The organism is Ensifer sp. 22521 (assembly GCF_052044795.1).
Taxonomy (GTDB): domain Bacteria; phylum Pseudomonadota; class Alphaproteobacteria; order Rhizobiales; family Rhizobiaceae; genus Ensifer.
The window spans coordinates 235,401-252,877 of record NZ_JBQENM010000010.1; the positions used below are offsets into that span (position 1 = coordinate 235,401).

17 protein-coding genes are annotated in these 17,477 nt (G+C 62.6%); 3 read left to right on the forward strand and 14 right to left on the reverse strand.

Going from position 1 to position 17,477, the window contains the following annotated elements:
* The first annotated feature begins 289 nt into the window (after nt 1–289).
* Nucleotides 290–2,689: a methyl-accepting chemotaxis protein gene (locus ACTJKE_RS17715; RefSeq protein ID WP_058329091.1), complete on the forward strand. Its 2,400-nt coding sequence runs from the start codon at nt 290–292 to the stop codon at nt 2,687–2,689.
* Nucleotides 2,690–2,763: 74 nt separating this feature from the next.
* Here ACTJKE_RS17715 and ACTJKE_RS17720 read toward each other — a convergent pair whose 3' ends face one another.
* Entirely contained in the window at nt 2,764–3,708 is a 945-nt protein-coding gene (locus tag ACTJKE_RS17720) for a nucleoside hydrolase (protein ID WP_058329092.1), read from the reverse strand.
* 265 nt (nt 3,709–3,973) lie between these two features.
* Here ACTJKE_RS17720 and ACTJKE_RS17725 point away from each other — a divergent pair, with 265 nt between their 5' ends.
* Both ACTJKE_RS17725 and ACTJKE_RS17730 read left to right on the forward strand, forming a co-directional pair.
* The gene (locus ACTJKE_RS17725; protein WP_057248025.1) at nt 3,974–4,405 is read left to right on the forward strand and encodes an Hsp20 family protein; all 432 of its coding nucleotides are present in this window, start codon (nt 3,974–3,976) and stop codon (nt 4,403–4,405) included.
* 47 nt (nt 4,406–4,452) lie between these two features.
* Complete coding sequence (locus ACTJKE_RS17730) at nt 4,453–4,710, forward strand: DUF1150 family protein (RefSeq protein WP_057248024.1); 258 nt, start codon at nt 4,453–4,455, stop codon at nt 4,708–4,710.
* A 222-nt stretch (nt 4,711–4,932) separates the two neighbouring features.
* On the opposite strand, the gene trmB is transcribed toward ACTJKE_RS17730, so the two are convergent.
* The 13 genes from trmB to ACTJKE_RS17795 all read right to left on the reverse strand — a co-directional run bounded on the left by trmB (nt 4,933) and on the right by ACTJKE_RS17795 (nt 17,384).
* A complete protein-coding gene (gene trmB, locus ACTJKE_RS17735; RefSeq protein ID WP_057248023.1) occupies nt 4,933–5,631 on the reverse strand; it encodes a tRNA (guanine(46)-N(7))-methyltransferase TrmB in 699 nt (232 codons plus the stop codon).
* Nucleotides 5,632–5,800: 169 nt separating this feature from the next.
* Entirely contained in the window at nt 5,801–7,069 is a 1,269-nt protein-coding gene (gene metK / locus ACTJKE_RS17740) for a methionine adenosyltransferase (protein WP_057248022.1), read from the reverse strand.
* A gap of 200 nt (nt 7,070–7,269) precedes the next feature.
* Entirely contained in the window at nt 7,270–7,689 is a 420-nt protein-coding gene (locus ACTJKE_RS17745; protein WP_057248021.1) for a helix-turn-helix domain-containing protein, read from the reverse strand.
* A gap of 145 nt (nt 7,690–7,834) precedes the next feature.
* Nucleotides 7,835–9,430 carry an apolipoprotein N-acyltransferase gene (lnt, locus tag ACTJKE_RS17750; protein WP_440692037.1) on the reverse strand — a complete coding sequence of 532 codons (1,596 nt, stop codon included), beginning with the start codon at nt 9,428–9,430 and terminating at the stop codon, nt 7,835–7,837.
* 268 nt (nt 9,431–9,698) lie between these two features.
* Entirely contained in the window at nt 9,699–10,856 is a 1,158-nt protein-coding gene (locus ACTJKE_RS17755; RefSeq protein ID WP_058329093.1) for a hemolysin family protein, read from the reverse strand.
* 12 nt (nt 10,857–10,868) lie between these two features.
* Nucleotides 10,869–11,375 (reverse strand): rRNA maturation RNase YbeY, encoded by a 507-nt coding sequence (gene ybeY, locus ACTJKE_RS17760; RefSeq protein ID WP_058329094.1) that lies wholly within the window; start codon nt 11,373–11,375, stop codon nt 10,869–10,871.
* A gap of 18 nt (nt 11,376–11,393) precedes the next feature.
* Nucleotides 11,394–12,449: a PhoH family protein gene (locus tag ACTJKE_RS17765; protein ID WP_057248017.1), complete on the reverse strand. Its 1,056-nt coding sequence runs from the start codon at nt 12,447–12,449 to the stop codon at nt 11,394–11,396.
* A 27-nt stretch (nt 12,450–12,476) separates the two neighbouring features.
* Nucleotides 12,477–13,877 (reverse strand): tRNA (N6-isopentenyl adenosine(37)-C2)-methylthiotransferase MiaB, encoded by a 1,401-nt coding sequence (miaB, locus tag ACTJKE_RS17770; RefSeq protein WP_057248016.1) that lies wholly within the window; start codon nt 13,875–13,877, stop codon nt 12,477–12,479.
* 70 nt (nt 13,878–13,947) lie between these two features.
* The gene (locus tag ACTJKE_RS17775) at nt 13,948–14,739 is read right to left on the reverse strand and encodes a lysophospholipid acyltransferase family protein (RefSeq protein WP_440692039.1); all 792 of its coding nucleotides are present in this window, start codon (nt 14,737–14,739) and stop codon (nt 13,948–13,950) included.
* 100 nt (nt 14,740–14,839) lie between these two features.
* Entirely contained in the window at nt 14,840–15,337 is a 498-nt protein-coding gene (locus ACTJKE_RS17780; RefSeq protein WP_058323654.1) for a GNAT family N-acetyltransferase, read from the reverse strand.
* A gap of 6 nt (nt 15,338–15,343) precedes the next feature.
* Complete coding sequence (gene tsaB / locus ACTJKE_RS17785; RefSeq protein ID WP_058323655.1) at nt 15,344–16,003, reverse strand: tRNA (adenosine(37)-N6)-threonylcarbamoyltransferase complex dimerization subunit type 1 TsaB; 660 nt, start codon at nt 16,001–16,003, stop codon at nt 15,344–15,346.
* Nucleotides 16,004–16,159: 156 nt separating this feature from the next.
* Nucleotides 16,160–16,726 carry a NifU family protein gene (locus ACTJKE_RS17790; RefSeq protein WP_440692041.1) on the reverse strand — a complete coding sequence of 189 codons (567 nt, stop codon included), beginning with the start codon at nt 16,724–16,726 and terminating at the stop codon, nt 16,160–16,162.
* Nucleotides 16,727–16,892: 166 nt separating this feature from the next.
* The gene (locus ACTJKE_RS17795) at nt 16,893–17,384 is read right to left on the reverse strand and encodes a universal stress protein (RefSeq protein ID WP_057248011.1); all 492 of its coding nucleotides are present in this window, start codon (nt 17,382–17,384) and stop codon (nt 16,893–16,895) included.
* Nucleotides 17,385–17,477 lie beyond the last annotated feature (93 nt).

The following is a 17,477-nucleotide window of genomic DNA, read 5'->3' on the forward strand; positions in this document are numbered from 1 at the left end:
GCGTTTCCAACCGTCTCAAAATCTCCGCTTGCGCAATCCGGACAGCCGATGTCGCGGAGATAAAACTCCGCGCGCAATTTTATCAAAGCAACAGGTAAAACAGCGTCCGCGTTGGGCCTATTTTAAGAATCTCCAGTCTATTCAGGAGCCTGAGAAGGCCGGTCGAAGCGATCCGGTTGCCTCCAACATGCCGGTCGGCATCTGACGCTCCATGATGGAGTTCACCCCCATTGCGAAATGCGTCCACCGCAGGCGAGAGCCGGCGGACCTCCCAGCACGTGAGGATTTCATGTTCAAGTTCCAAGCCAAATCGCTGGCGACCAAACTGATCGCGGTGACAGGCGGCACGATTGCACTTGTCCTGCTCGCCTCGAATTTCGTTCTCATCTCCCAGACCCAGGATCGCGTCGAAACGCTGGTCCTTGAACAGGCAAACGGTGAAGCCCGCGCGATCGCCTCCGACATCGCCGGCGACGTCGGCGAGCTTGCGAGCGCTGCCCGCTCGATGGCCGGCGTTCTCGGCCGGGCACATGCGGAAAAGTCGATGGAGCGCACCGGGGTGATCAATATCCTGAGGGCGAACCTCGAGCAGAACCCCTTCGCCTTCGGCAGCTGGTTCGCGGAAGAGCCCAAGGCCTTCGACGGCCGCCAGGAAGATGTTGTCAACAATAAGGAACTGGGCGGCAACGAGCTCGGCATCTTCACGCCCTACTGGTCGAAGACCCGGAACAACGAAATCCAGTACTCCACCTTCAAGGCCGATTATCCGGCGGAGTGGTATGCGCTCGCGGCAAAGAGCGGCAAGGGCGCGATCACCCAGCCCTATACTGCCGAGGGTACCGACATTCCGACCGCGATGAGCTCGATCGCCTATCCCGTTATGTCAAGCGGCAAGCTGATCGGCGTCTCCGGCGTCGACATTTCACTCGCCTCGCTGGCCGAGGGTCTGGCGAAGTTGAAGCCGTTCGAAACCGGCCGCGTCTACCTGCTGTCGCAGAGCGGCAAGTGGCTCGTCGCGCCGATCCCGGAACTGCTGCTCAAAGCCTATGACGGCGAAGGCAACGACATCGTCAAGAATGCGCTTGATTCCGGCAAGCCTGGCGTCATTTCCAACCTTTCCTATGACGGCAACGAACCCTTCGACCGCCTCGTCTATCCCTTCGCGCTTTCGGGCGTGAACACCAGCTGGGTCGTGCTCGTCGACGTGCCGCGCGCCGCGATCAATGCCCCGGTCAAGGACCAGACCTACATGATGATCGTCGGCGGCCTGGTCGTGCTCGGCGCCGTTCTGCTCGGTCTCTATCTCGCCGTCCGCGGCTTCGTGCAGAAGCCTCTCGCCGCCCTCGTGAACGACGTCAAAGGACTCAGCCACGGCGACTATACCAAGGCGATCGCCGGCCAGGATCGCTCCGACGAAACCGGCGAAGTCGCCAAGGCACTCGAGGGCTTCCGCCACCAGCTTGCCGACACCAAGCGCCTGGAAGGCGAAGCCCGCCATGAGCGCGAACAGGCCGAGCGCGAACGCGGCCGGTCGGAAACCGAGCGTGCCGAGAGCAGCGCCTTGCAGCGCGACATCGTCGCCCGCCTCGGCAAGGGCCTGTCCCATCTCTCGTCCGGCGATCTCGCCTTCCGCATCACCGACGAGTTCCCGGGCGAATATGCCCAGCTCAAGCGCGACTTCAACGCGACGATGGAAAGCCTCGAAGCGACGATCCGCACCGTCAACCATTCGGTCGTCAACATCGGCAACGGCACGAGCGAAATCAGCAGCGCCGCCAACGACCTGTCGCACCGCACCGAACAGCAGGCGGCGAGCCTCGAAGAAACGGCAGCAGCCCTCGACGAGCTGACCTCGCAGGTCAACGCCAGCGCCGAAAACGCCAAGGTCGCCGCGAAGTCGGTGGAAGTGGCCAGCAGCGATGCCGGACAGTCGGGCGAAGTGGTACAGAAGGCCATCGCCGCGATGAAGGGCATCGAGCAGTCGTCGCACGAGGTCAGCCGCATCATCGGCGTCATCGACGAAATCGCCTTCCAGACCAACCTTCTGGCGCTCAACGCCGGCGTCGAAGCGGCCCGCGCGGGCGAAGCCGGCAAGGGTTTTGCCGTCGTCGCCCAGGAAGTACGCGAGCTTGCCCAGCGCTCCGCCAATGCCGCCAAGGAGATCAAGACGCTGATCAACACTTCGGCCGGCCAGGTGCGCGAAGGTGTCGACCTCGTCGGCAAGGCGGGCGGCGCGCTCGAAAAGATCGCCGAGCAGGTGGTGCAGATCAACGGCCTCATCCGCCAGATCTCGAGCTCGGCCTCCGAGCAGGCCGTCGGCCTCAAGGAGATCAACTCGGCCGTCAACCAGATGGACCAGGTGACCCAGCAGAACGCCGCCATGGTCGAGGAGACGACGGCCGCCGGCATGGCGCTCAACGAAGAGGCCCGCACGCTCAACGCCCTGGTTGCCCGCTTCCGCGTCGCCCAGTCCTCGACGTCGGCCCAGCCTACCTCGTCGGAGATGCTGCGTGGCACCGCCGAACGCATGCGTGCGGCCGAACGCCCGGCACCGGCACCTGCCCGCGAGGCGCGGCCGGCTCCGGCAGCAAGCCCGGCACGAAGCAGCTACTCGGCTTCAACGCAGCGGGTGCTCACCCAGACCTCGGGCGCCAACGCGCTTGCCCAGGACAATTGGGAAGAGTTCTGATCAACAGATCGAGAAAAGAAACGGCGCCTCTCGGGGCGCCGTTTTTGTTTGAAGCATGATGATCGAGCGTAGGCTCAGATGCGCGACAGGCGCTCGGTCAACAAATCGAAAAAGCCCTGGTCGTCGACGAAGCGCATGACCTTGGCATTGTGCGGCCGGCCGGTGACCTGCCACCAGTCGACAACCGTCATGCCCGCCGTCAGCGGCGACTTGGTTTCGATCTCGACGTTGCAATCCCGACCGGTGAAAAGCTCGGGGCGCAGCAGATAGGCGATGACCGTCGGGTCGTGCAGCGGGCCGCCATCGGTGCCGTATTTCTCGATGTCGAAGCGTTCGAAGAATTCGAGCATCTCGGCCATGGCGATCGCCGGGCGGCTGCCGATGTCGCGGATCTTCTGCACCCGCGCCTTGTGGGTGAGCACGCGATGGGTGACGTCGAGCGGCATCATCACGATCGGAATGCCCGAGCGGAAGACGATATCGGCGGCTTCCGGATCGACATAGATGTTGAACTCGGCCGCCGGCGTGATGTTGCCGCCTTCGAAGAAGCCGCCGCCCATCATCACCAGTTCCTTCACCCGCGGCGCAATCTCAGGCGCCTTCTGGAGCGCGAGCGCGATGTTGGTGAGCGGTCCCAGCGTGCAGAGCGTCACCGAGCCCTCTGCCTCGTTGCGCAGTGTTTCGACGATGAAGTCGACCGCGTGCTGCTCCTCGAGTTTCATCCTGGGCTCATCGAGCGTCGGGCCGTCGAGGCCGGTCTTGCCGTGCACGTGCTCGGCGGTGACCAGTGGACGGGCGATCGGCTTGTCGGCGCCGGAAAAAACCCGAACCTTCGGCCGGTCGCAGAGCTCGCAGAGAATGCGCGCATTGCGGGCCGTCAAGGTCAGCGGCACGTTGCCGGCGACCGTGGTGATGCCGAGCAGGTCGATCTCTTCCGGACTGCCGAAAGCGAGCATGATGGCGGCGGCATCGTCCTGCCCGGGATCGGTGTCTATGATTATCTTTCTGGGCGCGGGCACTCTCTCGTCCTCCCTGGATCACGTTTGGTTGGGTCGACCCGACCCAAAGCCAGGCGCGATCGATTTCAATGCACCGGAGCGGATACGGGTAGCGTCGCATGCGCCCTCCTCGCCCCACTCTTGGATTCTGCGAGAGCGGACTATGATTTGCGTGCACGCCCGAGGCAAGCGGCTTGCACTCATTGCGCACAGCTACCATATTGCGGCAAGGATGCTGCTGGGCAGGTCCGAACATCGGTCGCTTGATCTCGCAAGGACTTGAAGAATGAGCCGAATTACGCCCTTTACGAGCCCGCTTCTGCTGGGTTTCGACACAATGGAAAAGACCCTTGAGCGCATCGCCAAGGGCAATGACGGATACCCGCCCTACAACATCGAGCGAATCCGCGGCGATGCCGCCGTTGACGCACCCGAGCGGCTCAGAATCACGCTTGCCGTGGCCGGGTTTTCCGAAGAAGACCTCGAAGTGACCACTGAAGAGAATCAGCTCGTCATCCGTGGCCGCCAGGTCGACAACGGCGATCGCGAGTACCTGCACCGCGGTATCGCTGCGCGCCAGTTTCAACGCACCTTCGTTCTCGCCGATGGCATGAAAGTTCTCGGCGCCGAGCTGCGCAACGGCTTGCTCTCCGTCGACCTCGTCCGTCCCGAACCGGTGCGTATGGTAAAGAAAATTAACATTTCAGTCCCAGAGTAGGATAACCGGCGGGATTTTCCCCTGGCCGGCGACCACGGAGTATCACCATGGGACTGAAAGCTGTCAGCTCGTCACTGTCGAAGAACGACCTCGCACATCTCGGCGAAGGCGAAATCGGCTACATCCGGAAAATGCGTTCGGAAGAAGTCTCGCGCTGCTTCCCGGAAGCACCCGAGATGGGACCGGGCATCGATCTCTGGGCCCTGTTCGGCGCCGACGGCACGCCGATCCTCCTGACCGACAATCGTTCCAGCACCTTCTTCAAGGCCGCCGAGGATGACCTGAAGACGGTCACCCTGCATTGATCAGGCTGCCGTCGCTGACGGTAGATCTATGGGGCTGAATTGAAGCCGCCGCTCTGCATTGAACGACGCAATTCCAGACGGAAAACCGCTTCGCACTTTTCCTGGAATTGACTGTGAAGCGACACAATTCCGGACGGAAAACCGCTTCGCACTTTTCCTGGAATTGATTTTGGAGTGCCGCAATTCCGGGCGGAAAACCGCTTCGCACTTTTCCTGGAATTGCTAGGCTCGGCGGAAAGTGAGATAGGCGGAGCTCCGGCCTTCCCGGCGTGCCTTGGCCTCGTAGCGTGTGCTCGGCCACCCCTCGTACGGCGTCAGCCAGTCGGCTGCCTTCTCCGCCGTCCATTCGAAGGCCGCGTGATCGCGGCAATGCAACAGCGTCCAATTGACATAGGTGTCGATATCCGAGGCGAAGCAGAAAAGCCCGCCCGGCTTCAGCACGCGCGCAAAGCGGTCGAGATTGACCTTGGAGACGAAGCGGCGCTTCCAGTGTTTGCGCTTCGGCCACGGGTCCGGATAGAGCAGGTCGATCTGGTCGACGGAAGCGGCCGGCAGCCAGTCGAGAACCTGGGTGGCGTCGTCGTCATAAAGGCGGATGTTGCTGACACCGCGAGCCTCGATGTGGCCGACGAGCTTGGCCATGGAATTGACGAAGGGTTCGACGCCGATAAAGCCTGTCGAAGGCGTCTCGGCGGCGCGGTGGATCAGATGTTCGCCGCCGCCGAAGCCGATTTCCAGCCGGATGCGATCGACGCCCTGAGGAAACAACGTCTTCAGTTCCGCCGGAGCCGGGCTCGACAGATCGAGCTTCAGCGTCGGCAGCACGGTTTCCAGATGCGCCGCCTGCCGCTCGCGCAGCGGCTTGCCCTTGCGGCGGCCGAAAAAGGCCTCGGTTGCTCTGGCACGGCGCGGTTCGGTCATGTCGTTTGTCCCTTGGTCACGCTGATCCCGGATCAAGCCGACCCAAAATCAAAATGAACGAAGCGGGCGCTCCTTGCCGGAGCGCCCGCCCTGAATTTCGCAAGCGCCTGATAGCAGGCCGCTGCGCTATCTTCAATGCGCGGCGTTACACGCCACGCCAATCGCAGGATTAGGCGGCTGCCCGGCCGTTGACGGCACCGCTCTGCTCGATCGCAGCCTTCAGCGGCTTCACCAGATCGAGCTTCTCCCAGGAGAAGGAACCGTCGCGGCCAGCCTTGCGGCCGAAGTGGCCATAGGCAGACGTCTTGGCGTAGATCGGCTTGTTGAGATCGAGGTGACGGCGAATGCCAGACGGCGACAGGTCCATCGTCTTGCGGATGGCCTGCTCGACCTGGTCTTCCGAGACCTTGCCGGTACCGTGCAGGTCGACATAGATCGACAGCGGCTGGGCAACGCCGATGGCGTAGGAGAGCTGGATCGTGCAACGATCGGCAAGACCGGCGGCTACGACGTTCTTTGCCAGGTAGCGCGCGGCATAGGCAGCCGAACGGTCGACCTTGGTCGTGTCCTTGCCCGAGAAGGCGCCGCCGCCATGGGGCGCAGCACCACCATAGGTGTCGACGATGATCTTGCGGCCGGTGAGGCCGGCGTCGCCGTCCGGGCCACCGATGACGAACTTGCCAGTCGGGTTGATGTACCAGGTGCAATCGTCGGCGATCTTCAGATCATCGAGCGCTTCGCGGATATAGGGCTCGACAACCGAGCGAACCTTGGCCGAATCCCAGGTGTCATCGAGATGCTGCGTCGACAGAACGATCGAGGTGACTTCCGCCGGCTTGCCATCGACGTAGCGCACGGTGACCTGGCTCTTGGCGTCCGGACCGAGCTTGGCGACTTCGCCTTCGCCCTTCTTGCGGGCGGCGGCGAGCAGATTGAGGATGCGGTGCGAGTAGTAGATCGGCGCCGGCATAAGTTCGGCGGTCTCGCGGCAGGCGTAGCCGAACATGATGCCCTGGTCGCCGGCACCCTCTTCGCCCTGCATGTCGGCAGCGCTGTCGACGCCCTGAGCGATGTGGGCGGACTGGAAGTGCAGAAGCACGTCGATCTTGGCCGTCTTCCAGTGGAAGCCGTCCTGCTCATAGCCGATCTCGCGGATCGCCTTGCGGGCGGCGGACTTGAACTTCGAGGGGTTGATGACGTCGTTGCCGTCCTTGTCCTTCTTCAGAAGGCTCGGCGGCAGGCGCACTTCGCCGGCGATGACGACGCGGTTGGTGGTCGCCAGGGTTTCGCAGGCGATGCGAACGCCCCACGGGTCGACACCGGTCTTGGCCGCTTCGCGGTAGACCAGATCCACGATCTCGTCGGAGATACGGTCACACACCTTGTCCGGATGACCTTCGGCTACAGATTCACTCGTGAACAGGTAGTTTGCACGCATGCGGGAAGTCCCCTCAATGAAGAAAAAGCGCTGGCATGGTGTTAGTGGTTTTGCGCCCGAAAAACAAGCGCACAACGACATAAATATATCTTTATATCACCATCAGGGCCAATCACTTTGGCGCGCCCGGAGAAAAGCGCGCATGAAAAAAGCGGCACAAAGGCCGCTTTGTTTTCAAGTCCCGACGGGGAACGTTGGAACTATTCGCTTTCTGCTTCCGCAGCGAGAGCCTTGACCAGATCGACAAGCCGGCGGCGAACCTTCGGATCGGTGATCTTGACGAAAGCGCGGTTGAGTTGCAGCCCCTCGGAGGACGACAGGAAATCGACAACGTAGTTGGAACTGGACGCTTCTGCCATGCCGGGCTGACCGGTACCGCTATCACCCGGGGCATCTTCGAAGAAGAAGGAAACCGGAACATTCAGGATGCCCGAAATGTTCTGCAACCGGCTCGCGCCGACGCGATTCGTGCCCTTCTCATACTTCTGGATCTGCTGAAAAGTGATCCCCAGACTTTCGCCGAGCTTCTCCTGGCTCATGCCAAGCATCGTGCGGCGAAGACGAATCCGACTACCGACATGAATGTCGATCGGGTTCGGCTTCTTTTTGTTTTCGATCATATCTGCGTTCCCAAACACGCTGTTTCGTTTGATCCACCGCCCGGCATGAAGCACCGCTCACCGAGGCGACCGCCACGGTGATACGACAAAGCCGCCACAACAAGGACGATGGTGCGGACCACTATGCAATTTTAGGGGTTTTAGGTCAATTCTTCCTAATATTAAAACCAACACGCGAAAACACCGCAACCAGAAGGAGCAAGAGTGCACTCAGCCAGAAGATTCGGCTTCGCATAGCGTCGTCCAAAGGCGTAGGCATCTTTCCCGGCAGAAGTGTGTCGACCACTCCCCTATAATTGTAGGACAATCCTACCATTAAAACCCCACGTGCATCAACAATTGCTGATATACCGCTGTTGGCTGCGCGGATCAGGGGGGTTCCGGTCTCGATGGCGCGCAGTTGTGCCTGATGGAAATGCTGGCGCGGACCGGGCGTGTCGCCGAACCAGGCATCATTGGTGATGTTGAGAAGCGCATCCGTTCCGCGCGCGGCCCCGTCGATCTCGTCGGGGAAGATCGCCTCGTAGCAGACCAGCGGATAGAACTTCCTGCCGCCGGGCAAGGTCAGCAGCGAGCGGCTCTTTGCCGCCGAAAAGCCGCCCGGCATGGAGGCGGCGATGGAACTCAAGCCCCAGGACGACAGCACCTCCTCGAACGGCAGATACTCGCCAAACGGGACGAGATGCACCTTGTCGGCGGCACCAATGATCTGGCCGCGGCCATCGATGACATAGATCGAGTTGTAGTAGCGCGGCGGCAGACCGGCGCCCGCGTCCTCGGCGCGCACCGCACCGGCGATGAGGATCTGATCGTCATCGAGCACCTCGGCGATGCGCGCCAGGGCGTCGGGATTGTCGGTGAGGATGAAGGGGATCGACGTCTCGGGCCAGACGACGATGTCCGGGCGTTTGCCGCCGTTTTCGGGCGCGGTAGCAGTGAGCGAAAGATGTTCCTCGAAGACCGCCGCACGCTCGCGGTCGTCGAGCTTTTTCGCCTGATCGATCACCGGCTGGAGGAGACGGACCGTCAGCGGCGGCTCGGCCGCAGGGGGGGCTGGCTGTGCCAGGCGATAGAAGCCGAAGCCGACGTGCGCCGTGAGGAGGATGAGTGCGGCCGCGAGACCAATCCGGCTTCCCCTGCCGGTGGCAATGAGTGCGGGTGCCGCGAAGACGAAGACCGCCAGCATGTTGATGGTCGCAAGACTGACGACGCTTGCAGACTGCATCATCAGCGGCATCGGCATCGCCGCATAGCCGATGGCATTCCAGGGAAACCCGCTGAAGAGGAAGCTGCGCAGCCATTCGCAAAGGCCAAAGGCCAGAGCAAGTGCTGCGATCCGCCCGACACCATCGGACCAGAACAGGCGCGCGATCAGCGTCGCCAGCGCATAAAAGAGCGCCAGGAAGGCCGGGAGACCGACGACAGCGAGCGGCAACGCCCAGGCGAAGTCGTCGGCCTCCACCAGGAGCGCGTTGCCGAGCCACCAGAGACCGCCGAGGAAGTAGCCGAAGCCGAACCACCAGCCGATCGCCGCCGCCGGCCAGAGCCGCCTGACGCTGCCGCCATCCGGATTTCCGGTCGCGCCGTCAAGCAGCCAGACGAGGATCGGGAAAGCGACGAAAGCAAAGGCGAAGATGCCGAAGGGCGGTTGCGCCAGAACCGCGAGAAGCCCCGCAAGGAACGCGAGCAATGCCCTCGGGAAACCGGAGAGAAGCATCACCCTGCCAGCCAGTCTTACCATGCAGCCTCCAGTCGATCCCGGCCGCTAGCCGCGGCGCCGGAGCGAAACAACAACCGAATCAATCGGCGCCAGTGTTCCAAAAAACCGGCTGCTTGTCCCCTTCAGGGGCGGATTTGGATACGGAAGGCATGTGCTCCGGCTTGGGTCGAGCCGCCGGTCCTTGAGAACCGCGTTCAAGCCGGGAGACGTCAAGCGGATGGATGGGAGGCGTCTGCCACGCACACTCTGCGCCGCGCACATGGAAACGTGCGCGGGGGCAGAGCGATTATTACTCGTCGGCCGCTGCTTCGGAAGGTGCTGCGCCGTTGGCACGATTGACCGTAACCGTCTCCGGAGCGGTTTCACCCTCCGGCCGCAACGGGCGACGGCGAGCCGGCGGACGCTTGCGCATGATGCGAACGCGTTTCACGCGCCGCGGGTCGGCGTCGAGGATCTGGAACTCGAAGCCCGGAATGGCCTGGACGACCTCGCCACGCACCGGAATACGGCCGAGCGAGGCGAAGATCAGGCCGCCGAGCGTGTCGACGTCTTCGAGTTGCTCACGCACGTCAAAATCGGGGCCGATCGCCGCGGCGATCTCTTCCAGCTCGACGCGAGCGTCGGCGAGGAAAACATCGTCCGAGGTACGGGCGAACATCACTTCGTCATCGTCGTGCTCGTCCTCGATATCGCCAACGACCATCTCGACGATGTCTTCGAGCGAAACGAGACCGTCGGTGCCGCCGTACTCGTCGATGACGAGCGCCATCTGGATACGGGCGGCCTGCATGCGCTGCATCAGGTCCGAGGCCAGCATCGAAGGCGGCACGAACAGGAGCTGGCGGACGATGCCCGCCTCTTCCAGCGACTTGCCGAGATCGACGCGGGAGAGATCGAAGCTCGCCTTCGGCGATCGGGGCGTCTTCTCGGTCTTTTCGCCTGTGGCAGCCGGCGCCTTGCCGTTGCGGCGCCGATTGCGGGCCTGCTTGGTGACATAGGAAAGCAGGTCGCGGATGTGCACCATGCCGCGGGGATCATCGAGGCCTTCGTTATAGACCGGCATGCGCGAGCGGCCGGACTCTTCGAAGATCACCATCAGCTCGCCGATGGTGATGCTCTGGTCGACCGCTTCGATGTCGGCACGCGGGACCATGACGTCCTCGACCCTGATCTCGCGGAAGCGCAGGATATTGTTGAGCATCGCCCGTTCGCCGGGCGAGAAGGCCGTGTTGCTATCGGCATCGGTCTGAAGCGCGTCGGCAAGATCCTCGCGCAGGCTCGATGGACTTGCGCCGCGCAACAGGCGCGCGGCCCGGCTCCAGAAGGTAGAAGTGGATTTCGTGCCCTCGTGTCGAGTGGCGGTGCTACTACTGCCCGCCTCCGCCTCTCCGGAGGCGTCTGCCTCCTCGGTCGCCAGCGCGACGGGCTGTGTTTTGTAATCGCTCATCGGTCCAAACTGTTAATCCGGGGTACGATCCCCGTAGGGGTCAGATAAGCCAAGACGCGCCAAAATGCGAGTCTCCAGGCTTTCCATTCTTTCGGCTTCGTCATCTTCCATATGATCATAACCGAAAAGATGCAGGAATCCATGCACGAGAAGATGCGTCAGATGCGCATCGAAGGATTTCTCGAGTTCCACGGCTTCGCGCTCGAGCGTCTCGCGGGCGACGATGATGTCACCCAGCATCGGTCCCGGCATCGCACCCGGTTTCACCGGGAAAGCGGGGAAGGACAGCACATTGGTCGGCTTGTCCTGGTTGCGCCATTCGGCGTTGATCGCCCGCATGGAAGCGTCGTCGGTGAAGACAAGGGAAAGTTCCGGCGGCATCTGCGGCAGCGGCTGCTTCTCTTCGGCCGCGAGATAGGCTGCAGCCGCTTCGAGCACGGGCGTTGAGAAGGCAAGCAAGGCCTCTTCCTCGGGCCAATTGCCTTCTTCCACGCTGATCTGGATGTCCAATGCCGTCATGATCGCAACGACCGCCGATCAGCGGTCGCTCTGCTCGCTTTCGTCGTGAACGGCCGTGTGGGACTCGTAAGCCCTGACGATACGCGCCACCATCGGATGACGGACGACGTCGACATCCTTGAAGCGCACCACCGAGACGCCCTCGACGCCCCTCAGGATCTGCAGAGCCTCGACCAGGCCCGACTTGACGCCGCGCGGCAGGTCGACCTGGCTCGGATCGCCGGTGACGATCATGCGGCCGTTTTCGCCGAGACGGGTCAGGAACATCTTCATCTGCATCGATGTCGTGTTCTGCGCCTCGTCGAGGATGACGGCGGCATTGGCAAGCGTGCGGCCACGCATGAAGGCGAGCGGTGCGATTTCGATGACGCCGGCGGTAATCGCCCGTTCGACCTTGTCGCCCGGCATCATGTCATAGAGCGCGTCGTAGAGGGGCCGGAGATAGGGGTCGACCTTCTCCTTCATGTCGCCGGGCAGGAAGCCCAGGCGCTCGCCTGCCTCGACGGCAGGACGCGAAAGCACGATGCGGTCGACGGCGCCGCGCTCCAGCAGCTGTGCTGCATGGGCAACCGCGAGATAGGTCTTGCCGGTACCAGCCGGACCGACACCGAAGACGAGCTCGGAACGCTCGAGCGCGCGGATATAGGCATCCTGCGTCGGCGTGCGGGCGACGATCGTCTTCTTGCGCGTCGAAATCTGCGCCATCGTCAATTTGGCTTTTTTCTCCATGGTCGGCAATTGTAGCTGATCGTCGGCAGCGACCGCCATCCGGATCGCGCCTTCCACATCCGACGTATCGATCGATCCGCCGCTCTGCAACCGTCCATAGAGAAAATCGAGAGCGCGCCGCGCCTGATTGGTGGCGACGACATCACCTGAGATCGCAACGGAATTACCGCGCGGGTGCGCTTCGATCCGGAGCCGCTCTTCGAGGAGCTTCAGATTCTGGTCGAACTGCCCGAAGAGTTCGCTGGCGAACCGGTTGTTCTCGAACGTGAGCACGAAGTGATTGGCGTCTGTCGCAGTTGTTTTCGACTGGCGCGATGATGAAGAGATCAGTTCGTGTCCGTTCAAGCGGTTCAGGCTCCTTGTGTTCGGTCCTTACCCGATCATCTCCGCAAACAGGCTGTTCGGCCCGGCCTTGATGATTCGCACCTTGATAATGTCACCGATTTGCGATGCTTTTGCATCAACATTCACGGGCTGCAGCCAAGGGGAACGCCCGACGAGCTGGCCCGGCATGCGTCCTGCCTTCTCCAAAAGCAGGTCGATTTCGCGACCGACACAGGATTCGGCGAAGGCGCGCTGCTGCGAAAACAGCAAAGCCTGCAATTTTTCCAAGCGCTTGGCTTTTACGTCCTCGGGAACCTGGTCGCCGAGCTCGGCGCCGGGCGTGCCGGGGCGCGTCGAATATTTGAACGAAAATGCCTGTGCATAACCCACGGCCTCGACGAGGCGCATGGTGTCTTCGAAGTCCTCGTCGGTCTCGCCCGGGAAGCCGACGATGAAATCGCCCGACAGTGCGAGGTCCGGCTGGACCGCGCGGATACGCTCGATCAGCGCCAGATATTCGGCCGCGGTGTGCCTCCGGTTCATCGCCTTCAGGATGCGGTCGGAGCCGGACTGCACGGGCAGGTGCAGGTAAGGCATCAGCTTGCCCATCGAGCGATGCGCTTCGATCAGGCTGTCGTCCATGTCGCGCGGGTGGCTCGTCGTGTAGCGGAGCCGCGCAAGCCCCTCGATCTCGCCGAGACGCGTGAGCAGGTCGCCAAGCCCCCATTCGCGGCCGTCGGGTCCGACGCCATGCCAGGCGTTGACGTTCTGGCCGAGCAGGGTGATTTCACGGACGCCGCCATCGACCAGCTTTTCCGCTTCAAAGACGATCTGCGCAACCGGGCGGGAAACTTCCGAGCCGCGCGTATAGGGCACGACACAGAAGGTGCAGAACTTGTCGCAACCCTCCTGCACCGTCAGGAAGGCGGTGACGCCGCGGGCGCGGGTCTTCGCCCTGTCGGGCGCCGGCAGGTGTTCGAACTTGTCCTCGACGGCATAGTCCGTCTGGACGACGCGCTCGCCGCTGCGGGCACGTTTCAGTGCTTCCGGCAGGCGGTGATAGGTCGTCGGGCCGATCACCAGATCGACCGCCGGCGCGCGCCTGAGGATCTCGTCGCCTTCGGCCTGTGCGACGCAGCCGGCAACGCCGATCACCATCTCGCGGCCTTCCTTGGCCTTCGCCTTCTTCAGGTCACGCAGGCGGCCAAGCTCGGAATAGACCTTTTCCGCCGCCTTCTCACGGATATGACAGGTGTTGAGGAGCACGAAGTCGGCATCTTCCAGCACGTCGGTCGAGACATAACCATCACGCGACAAGGCATCCGACATGCGGTCGGAATCATAGACGTTCATCTGGCAGCCATAGGTCTTGACGAAGACCTTGCGGGCCGGCACGCGCTCGTCGCCCGTTACGGGCGTTGTCGACAGAAGGGCTGTATCCTGGGTCATGGCGGCTTACTTAGTGCAAAGCGGCCCGAAGTTGAAGTATTTTCGGCACGACTGCCTTTGCCGGCAGGCGTCAGGCCCGTCCGCGCAACCGGTCCGACAGCATGCTCCGGATGCGCTGCTCGACTTTGCGGCTCACTTCCTTGCGATTGGTGTGCCGATCGTAGTCGATGGCTTCACCGAAATCGACGTCAACTTCGATCGCCCCTTCGCGCAGGATGCCGAGCAGATGCGGCACCAGTTCGGTGTCGCCCGGCCATGCGGCAATCGGCCGGTTGAAGCGGCCCATCGGCATACCATGGATGCCGGTATAGGAGATCGCGACTGGCTGGACATGCACGAGCCCGGTCGGCGAATGCGGCACGGCGGACGCGGCAGCGCCGAAGAGCGAGGTCTTGATCTCCAGCAGGCGGTTGCCATCCGACGTCGTTCCCTCCGGAAAGAGCACGACGATCTCGCCCGACGCCATGCGCTGACCGATTTCGCTCACCTGCTTGCCGGTCGAGCGCTTCTGCTCGCGCTCGACGAAGATCGACGCCTGCAATCGTGCGAGGTGGCCGAAGGCCGGCCAGCTTTTCACTTCGGACTTTGCGACGAAGACGACGTCGGTGACCGAGGACAGTACCAGAATGTCCTTCCAGGAGGCGTGATTGGCGCAGATGAGCAGCGGCCGCCGCCGCTCGACCTCGCCGTGAACCCGCACCTTGATGCCGAGAAGGTAGCAGGCGAGCCGATGCCAGTATCGCGGCAGCCGGCGGCGAAGGCTCAGGTTGAGCCAGAGGCAGACGATCTGGATCGGCATCAGAACGAGCGAAACCAGCGCCAGAAGCGCTGCGAAGATCGCAATCCGTAGCCAATTGATCATCCGGAAAGAGTTCCCGCGCCCATCCTTGAAAAGTTAGAGCGGGATGCGGGCGGAAAACCGCATACACTTTTCCTCATCCCACGCTAATCCGCGCTTGGGACTAGCGAAGATCAAGCCGCATGACAAGCGCGGCAGTCCGCTGGCCGGCCTTGTCCTGGTAATAGGCGCGGCGTTCGCCGACCTTGTTGAAGCCGAGCTTACGGTAAAGCCCGATCGCCGCTTGATTGGTCTCGTCCACTTCGAGGAACAGCGCTTCGGAACCCTTGACCAGGGCCTCGCGCATCGCCGCCTGCATCAGCCGCCAGCCGAGACCGGAGCGCGCATAACGCGGCTCGACGCCGATCGTCAGGATTTCGGCCTCGCCGGCGACGGCGCGCGACAGGACGAAACCGCCAAAGGCCGGACGGAACGAGCCGTTCGTCTGGCGGGCGACAAAACCGAATACAGTGTCCTGCACCAGCAGCGCGTGAATTTCGCCGTCGGTCCAGGGGCTTGCAAAACGCTGGCGGTGCAGCGCTGCCGCCGCGAGAAGGTCGGCTTCCTCCAGCGGAAAAATGTCGAACTCGGTACGGCGGGTGAAGTAATCGGTGAAGCTCATCTCGGTCTACGCTCGGGCAATCGCGAAGCCCGCCTGCGGCTTGGCGTCGGGGCCTCGGAGATATAGCGGTCGCGGCTTGGCCGAGGCTGGATCAGCAGCGGCGCCGAGCGCGGCGACAAAGGCAACATCGATGAGTTCGGAGGGTTTGGCAGGGGCATTCGGGGCAACGAGAGCCGCGCCGGAGCCGCCGATGACGCCATCAAAGCCGGAGAAGCGTTCGCGCGCCACCTCGACAGAGAGCGCTTCGGGCTCACTTATGGCATCACCGGTCGCGCCGAAAGCCTGGACATAGACTTCGTCCCGCTTGGCATCGATGGCCACGAGGATGTCCCTGCCGGGCGCTGCAGCACGTATACCTTCAGCCAAGACCGCGAGCGTCGAGACGCCGACCGCAGACTTGCCGAGCGCCAGCGCCAGGCCGCGAGCGGCCGCCACGCCGACGCGAATGCCGGTGAACGAGCCCGGACCGACGGTGACCGCGATGCGGTCGATATCGGCAAGCGATCGGCCAGCCGCGGCCAGCGCCTCGTCAACGAATTCCATCAGCCGCTCGGCATGACCTTTGCCGAGATCGGCGCCCGAGCGCCCGAGCACAACAGCCGCTTCGCCGTCGTAGACGGCAACGGAGCAGCCGGAGCCGGACGTGTCGATCGCAAGTACAATCATTTCAACGCTGGATCTTTCAGACGCCACAAGCCGCAAGGCCGACCAGGCTTTGCGGCAAAATCGATACTACTCGGTCAGGTCAGGATGCGGGCGGAAAACCGCGCACATTTTTCTTCATCCCGCCCTTTTTCGCGAGACGCCGGACGGCGTCCGGTGTCAGACGGCCTCGACGGCTTGCACCTCGGGAACGAAATGGCGCAGCAGGTTCTGCACGCCATGCTTCAGCGTCGCCGTGGACGACGGGCAGCCCGAGCAGGCACCCTTCATGTTGAGGAAAACGGTGCCGTCCTTGAAGCCTCGGAAGGTGATGTCACCACCGTCCTGTGCAACGGCCGGGCGCACGCGGGTTTCCAGAAGCTCCTTGATCGTGGCAACGATCGTCTCGTCACCTTCGTCGAAGAACTCGTCTTCCTGATCCGACTGCTCGGCGCGGCCGCTGCCAGCCATGATCGCCTGGCCCGACATGAAATGCTCCAGGATCGAACCGAGGATCGCTGGCTTCAGGTGCTGCCACTCCTGGCTTTCCTTGCTGACGGTGATGAAATCGTAGCCGAAATAGACGCCGGTGACGCCCGGAATCGAAAACAGCCGTGCCGCCAGCGGCGAGCCGGCGCGGGCTTCTTCCTCGTCGCGGAATTCGGCGGTGCCGTTTTCCATAACAACCTTGCCCGGCAAAAACTTCAGCGTTGCCGGGTTCGGCGTGGCTTCGGTCTGAATGAACATGTCTGTCTCCGTTTCGCCGGGAGCGACAGTCGCCCAGCTCTTTAGAATTATTCAAAAGAATATAGGGGCATGGCCCTCTGGTCGCAAGAGTACATAAAGCGCGATGAGGAAAAGTGTGAGCGGTTTTCCGCCCGCATCCCGCTTGACCCATGAAAAGCGACGCAGGTCAGCTGAGCGCGTCGATCTCCTCGTCCGTCAGGGCATCGGGGATGACCGTGACGGGGATCGGGAAGGCGGCTGCCTTGCCCGCGATCGACGACACCAGCGGGCCTGGGCCCTCTTTTGCCGATCCGGCGGCGAGCACCAGAATGGCGATGTCGCGGTCCTCCTCGATCGCCGCATGAATCTGCTCCGTGGCAGTTCCCTCGCGGATGACGATCTCCGGCTCGATACCGATCCGTTCGCGGACCGACTGGGCCACCTTGGCGAGCGTCGCCTCGGCTTCCTCGCGCGCTTCCGCACGCATGATTTCCTCGACCCCCAGCCATTGCTGGAAGTCGCCATCGGCGATCACATAGAGCAGGACGAGACCGCCATTGGAGTTCTTGGCGCGCATGCCCGCATAGTGCACGGCGCGCCCGCATTCCGGGGTATCGTCTATCACCGCCATGAATTTGCGGCGGTGACCTTCAAGTCGAGAGAGTCGGGTCGAGACCATAGGGTGAACAATACATCCCGGGTTGGCCGCCGCAAGGTCTGATTTTCGCGTTTCGGAGCGGGACACGGAAAAGTGCCCGTAGCCTTCCGCTCT